The sequence below is a fragment of the Microvirga aerilata genome (genome assembly GCF_016743775.1).
GTDB lineage: Bacteria > Pseudomonadota > Alphaproteobacteria > Rhizobiales > Beijerinckiaceae > Microvirga > Microvirga aerilata.
Map to the genome: position 1 here is coordinate 1 of NZ_JAEQMY010000187.1, position 4,846 is coordinate 4,846.

Annotated in this window: 3 protein-coding genes; all 3 read right to left on the bottom strand. The window is 62.2% G+C overall.

From position 1 onward, the window contains the following. Nucleotides 1–666 precede the first annotated feature (666 nt). A complete protein-coding gene (locus JKG68_RS31080) occupies nucleotides 667–2,097 on the bottom strand; it encodes an NAD(P)(+) transhydrogenase (Re/Si-specific) subunit beta (protein WP_202066172.1) in 1,431 nt (476 codons plus the stop codon). A gap of 10 nt (nucleotides 2,098–2,107) precedes the next feature. Further along, nucleotides 2,108–3,679 (bottom strand): Re/Si-specific NAD(P)(+) transhydrogenase subunit alpha, encoded by a 1,572-nt coding sequence (locus JKG68_RS31085; RefSeq protein WP_202066173.1) that lies wholly within the window; start codon nucleotides 3,677–3,679, stop codon nucleotides 2,108–2,110. Between the two features lie 136 nt (nucleotides 3,680–3,815). Then, a complete protein-coding gene (locus JKG68_RS31090) occupies nucleotides 3,816–4,697 on the bottom strand; it encodes a 3-hydroxybutyryl-CoA dehydrogenase (protein WP_202066174.1) in 882 nt (293 codons plus the stop codon). Nucleotides 4,698–4,846: the final 149 nt, after the last annotated feature.

The following is a 4,846-nucleotide window of genomic DNA, read 5'->3' on the forward strand; positions in this document are numbered from 1 at the left end:
CCAACATTGCTGCTTGAGCCTGCCCAGGGGCCAAATCGGTCTTACTGCAACTGGCGGTAAATAACGTGACAACGCCCGCAGAGCGCCTCGCGTTCTGATCCGCTGAGGTCCGGATCAGCTGAACGCGCCTCATCTCACGAGGCCATTTCCGTTCAGTTCCCTAGGCGTTTAAGCTGCCTGGAGGCGGAACTGCGCACCTGGGTGGCCGAGCAGGGTCAACTGACCCTGAGCTATGTCGAACGACTCTAAACGTTCGGAGATCGCGGTTGCGCCGTCTTCGTTGACGAGAGCATCGCTGAGACGCTGAGACGCTGGGGCTACTGCGGTAGAGGCGGATGTGCGTCTTTCAGGTCAACTGAAACATCCGTCACCGTTTCCAAAATGGTCCCAGCTACAATAGGCGGCGCGCCTAGTGAGACGGTGATGGCAGCAGAGCACGCCGGGCAGGCATAGACCGTACCGATTTGCAGGGCGCCTGAACTTTCGATATCGACGCTGTAGCACTTCACACTCAGCAATGGTTCCGCGTAGCTCGGGCACTTAGCTGACATGGCATATCCTTTCCCAGTCAGTGACAGTGAATCGCACGAACCTCACCTGGTCAATCGAGCCAACTGCTGAAGTCGCCAGTTGCAGGCTCGCCTTTTGAGCTCCCGCACCAGCGCCTCACATCGCCTGGACGAGTTGGTTGATGCTGGCTTTGGCATCGCCGTAGAACATCCGGGTGTTCTCCTTGTAGAACAGCGGGTTCTCAATCCCGGAGTAGCCGGTCCCCTGCCCGCGCTTCGAGACGAACACCTGCTTGGCCTTCCACACCTCCAGCACCGGCATGCCGGCAATCGGGCTGTTCGGGTCCTCCTGGGCTGCCGGGTTGACGATGTCGTTCGAGCCTATGACGATCACCACGTCCGTGTTCGGGAAGTCCTCGTTGATCTCGTCCATCTCCAGCACGATGTCGTACGGCACCCTCGCCTCGGCCAGCAGCACGTTCATGTGCCCTGGCAGGCGGCCGGCCACCGGATGGATGGCAAAGCGCACGTCCTTGCCCTTGGCCCGGAGGCGGCGGGTGAGCTCGGCCACTGCTTGCTGCGCCTGAGCGACTGCCATGCCGTAGCCCGGCACGATCACGACGCTATCGGCCTCCTCCAAGGCAGTCGCCACCCCATCGGCATCGATGGCGATCTGCTCGCCGGCAATCGCCATCACCGGACCCGTGGTGGCGCCAAAACCCCCTAAGATCACGCTGACAAAGCTCCGGTTCATCGCCTTGCACATGATGTAGCTCAGGATCGCGCCTGATGAGCCCACCAAGGCGCCGGTGACGATCAGGAGGTCGTTGCCGAGCGTGAAGCCGATCGCCGCTGCCGCCCAGCCCGAGTAGGAGTTGAGCATCGAGACCACCACCGGCATGTCGGCGCCGCCGATGCCCATGATCAGGTGATAGCCGATGAAGAACGCCAGCAGCGTCATCAGCAACAAAGCCCAGATGCCCGCCCCCTGCGCATACAGTACCAGCAGGACGAGCGAGAGCAGCGCAGCCCCGGCATTGAGCCCGTGGCCGCCGGGCAGCTTCTTCGCCTTGCCGTCGAGCTTGCCCGCGAGCTTGCCGAAGGCGACGATGGAGCCGGTAAAGGTCACCGCGCCAATAAACACGCCTAAGAACACCTCCACCCGCAAGATAGAGACCTCGACCCCGCTCTTGTGCGCCAGCACGTCGGCAAAGCCGGTCAGCGCCTGCCGCGAGGCCTCGTCTAGGGCGAGCACCCGGGTGAGCTCGAGATCGGCATTGAAGCCGATGAGCACGGCGGCGAGACCAACGAAGGAGTGCAGGGCTGCCACCAGCTGCGGCATCTCGGTCATCGCGACCTTCTTGGCCACATACCAGCCGATGACCGAGCCGATCACCAGCATAGCGGCAATGACCGCATAGTTGCCCACCCCTGGCCCAAACATGGTCGCGCCAACCGCCAGCGCCATGGCGGCAATGCCGTACCAGACGGCACGCTTGGCGCTCTCCTGGCCCGAGAGGCCGCCGAGCGACAGGATGAACAGGACAGCGGCCGCCACATAGGCGGCAGAGACAAGACCAAAGCTCATCGGACGATCCTCATGACTTCTGGAACATGGCAAGCATCCGGCGCGTGACCAGGAAGCCGCCGACGATGTTGATGGTGGCGATCAGGAAGGAGAGTGAGGCCAGTGTCACCACGAGCCAGTTGCCGGAGCCAACCTGCGAGAGCGCACCCAGCACCACAATGCCGGAGATCGCGTTGGTCACCGCCATCAGCGGGGTGTGCAGGGAGTGACTGACGCTCCAGATCACCTGGAAGCCGACGAAGCAGGCAAGGGCAAAGACGATGAAATGGGCCATGAAGCTCGCCGGCGCATAGGCGCCCACCAGCGCGATCAGCAGACCGCCCGCTACGAGCAGCCCGACCTGTGTCTTGGTCTGGCTCCTGAAGGTAGCCGCCTCTTGCTCCCGCTTCTCCTCCAGGGTGAGCTCCTTGGGCTTCTCCTTCGGTTTAGCAGCCGCGATCGCCTGCACCTTGGGTGGCGGTGGCGGGTAGGTGATCGTGCCCTGGTGCGTGACCGTTGCGCCGCGGATCACGTCATCGTCCATGTTGTGGTGGATGACGCCGTCCTTGTTCGGCGTCAGGTCCGTCAGCATGTGGCGGACGTTGTTGGCGTACAGCGTCGAGGCTTGGGCGGCCATGCGGCTCGGGAAATCCGTGTAGCCGATGATCGTGATGCCGTTCTCCGTCACCACCTTCTCGTCCGGCACAGTCAGGTCGCAGTTGCCACCACGCTCTGCGGCGAGATCCACGATGACCGAGCCCGGCTTCATCGCCGCGACCATGTCGGCCGTCCACAGCTTCGGCGCGGGCCGGCCGGGGATCAGGGCGGTGGTGATCACGATGTCGATTTCCGGCGCGAGTTCGCGGAACTTGGCGAGCTGCTTCTCGCGGAACTCGGGGCTGGACGGCGCGGCATAGCCGCCGGTGGCAGCGCCGTCCTGCGCCGCTTCGAACTCAAGGTACACGAACTGGGCGCCCATGGACTCGATCTGCTCGGCCACTTCGGGCCGGACATCGAAGGCATAGGTGATGGCACCCAGGCTGGTGGCCGTGCCGATCGCCGCCAGACCGGCCACACCTGCACCCACCACCAGCACCTTGGCGGGGGGCACCTTGCCGGCGGCGGTAACCTGGCCGGTGAAAAAGCGGCCGAAGTTGTTGCCAGCCTCAATCACGGCCCGGTAGCCAGCGATGTTGGCCATGGACGAGAGCGCGTCCATCTTCTGCGCGCGGGAGATGCGCGGCACCATGTCCATAGCAATGACCGTCGCGCCCTGTTCCCTCGCCTGCTCCAACAGGTCACCGTTCTGGGCTGGCCAGAAGAACGAGATCAGGGTCTGCCCCTCGCGCAGCATCGCGGCTTCCGCCGGCTCGGGAGCGCGTACCTTCACCACCACATCAACGGAATGGGCCACCGCATGGGCGGACGCCAGAACTTCAACGCCGGTCGCAGTGTAAGCGGCATCAGAGAACCCGGCCTTCTCGCCTGCTCCTGCCTCGATCACGCAGGCATGCCCCAACTTCTGCAGCTGGAGCGCAGAGTCGGGCGTCAGCGCCACTCGGCTCTCGCCCGCAGAAATCTCTCTCAGTGCTCCGATCTTCATTCTCTAACAGTCCTTCTGCAATTCGGATGGAGGGGTGTGGCTCCTAACGAACAGTATGTTTGAGGCGCTAGTCACTTGGCAGACACGGAGTACAATTTGACCCTCGTTCAGCCTGTAACGGGATACCCGTCCGCTCTTAGCGGGTCGGAACCGGCGTCTCGCCACGATAATCATAGAAGCCGCGCTTCGTCTTTCGGCCGAGCCACCCGGCCTCGACGTACTTCATCAAGAGTGGACAGGGGCGGTACTTAGGATCACCCAAGCCATTCTGGAGGACCTGCATGATCGACAGACAGGTGTCGAGGCCAATGAAGTCGGCCAATTGCAGCGGTCCCATGGGATGATTGGCGCCGAGCCGCATGGCTGTATCGATCGCATCCACTGAACCCACCCCTTCATACAGTGCGTAAATCGCCTCATTGATCATGGGCAGCAGGATGCGATTGACGATAAAGGCCGGATAGTCTTGCGAGACCGTCACCGTCTTTTTGAGGCGACCGATGAACTCCTTCGCCGATTCGAAAGTCGGATCCTCGGTAGCGATGCCACGGATCAGCTCGACAAGCTGCATCACCGGCACCGGGTTCATGAAGTGAATGCCGATGAACTTCTCCGGTCCGTCCGTTGCAGCCGCTAGGCGCGTAATCGAAATCGACGAGGTATTGGTGGCGAGCATCGCATCCGGGCGGAGCGAGGGACTGAGAGCGGTGAAGATCTGGCTCTTCACCTCCTCCTTCTCCGTGGCAGCCTCGATGACGAGGTCGCAGTTGGAGAGATCATTATAGGAACGCGCCGGCGTGATCCGCTCAAGCGCCGCCTGGTGGTCAGAAGCGGAGATCACCCCTTTAGAGGCTTGGCGCGCAGTACTCTCACGGATATTCGCCAAGCCAGCGCTTATCCGATCCTCCGAGAGATCGTTGAGCAGGACGTTGAAACCCGCGAGCGAGCAGACTTGGGCGATCCCGCTGCCCATCTGTCCCGCGCCGATCACGCCAACCGTTTTGATTTCTATGCTCATCGTAACCTGCCAATCAACGTTCATGCTGCTCAAGACGGTTCGAGCGGCTGTGCTGCCTCTACCGTTGCTTCGGACCTTATTGACCGCCTTTGGTCAACTCATCCTTCAGTTCGGGGAGGATGGTGAAGAGGTCGCCCACAAGGCCGTAA

Bases quoted from the DNA above. Each gene is read 5' to 3' on its own strand.
- JKG68_RS31080 (WP_202066172.1), bottom strand. From the start codon at position 2,097: ATGAGCTTTGGTCTTGTCTCTGCCGCCTATGTGGCGGCCGCTGTCCTG.
- JKG68_RS31090 (WP_202066174.1), bottom strand. From the start codon at position 4,697: ATGAGCATAGAAATCAAAACGGTTGGCGTGATCGGCGCGGGACAGATG.
- JKG68_RS31085 (WP_202066173.1), bottom strand. From the start codon at position 3,679: ATGAAGATCGGAGCACTGAGAGAGATTTCTGCGGGCGAGAGCCGAGTG.